At 70.3% G+C, this 741-nt stretch carries 1 protein-coding gene; it reads right to left on the bottom strand.

All coding sequences use genetic code 11. The annotated features are described in order from the left end of the window. Nucleotides 1–180: 180 nt before the first annotated feature. Nucleotides 181–741, bottom strand: a 561-nt coding sequence (locus tag QSG27_RS29085; protein WP_306712351.1) for a hypothetical protein, incomplete at its 5' end; no start/stop codon positions are given.

Here is a 741-nt window from a genome sequence, read left to right as displayed (position 1 = left end):
AGGCCGGTCACCCCCAGCCCAAGCATCATGAAATTGTAGACCCGCAGCATGTGCTTGCGCAGGCCCTCGTCGAACGCGGCGCCGTAGGCCGGCGCGGCGGTGCCGAATTGGTTGCCGTAGAAGGGTCCGCTCATTGTTTCACCATGTCCTTGGGATGCTTTGTCGTTCGGATCGCCTGGCTCAGAACCAGGCCATGCGGGCGTCGCGGGCGTGGGCCAGGATTTCCTTTTCCGGCCGTTCGCCGCACAGCGCGTAGACCGTCGTCCCGACCTGCCAGTAGGCGACCGAGACGTTGCCGATCCGCTCCGCCTGGGGTTCGGTGACGGCGAAGCGGTCCACCTCGCTGGCGAACAGCGTGATGAGGTCGGACCCGCCGTGCCGGTAGGCCGCCTGCACCGCGACCCCGCCGTCCCACGCCACCGTGCGCAGCCCGTCCGGCGATTGCCCGATGTCGAGCTGGGGGATCGGCACCGCCGCTTCCGGGTTGTGGGAGGCCAGACGGGTCACCAGGGATTGGGCGGCGTCGGCGAAAGGCTTGAAATCGATTCCGCTGTGCAGCGCCTGCTGGTGGGTCTGGGCCGCGATGGTGATGTAGTGGGTGGCCGCGTGGGCCGTGGCGACGGGGTTGACCGAGATCGACGCCACGGCGCCGTGCGCCGTCCAGCCGAGGCCGACGAGGCACAGCGCCGCCACCGCCTGCCGTCCGCGGCCCGATCCCGAGGCGGCGCGGGCCCGTGCCCG

It is taken from the genome of Azospirillum isscasi, from assembly GCF_030849505.1.
Classification (GTDB): Bacteria; Pseudomonadota; Alphaproteobacteria; order Azospirillales; family Azospirillaceae; genus Azospirillum; species Azospirillum isscasi.
Note: the sequence above shows the minus strand (reverse complement) of the source record. Positions and strands in the feature narration are given on the sequence as shown.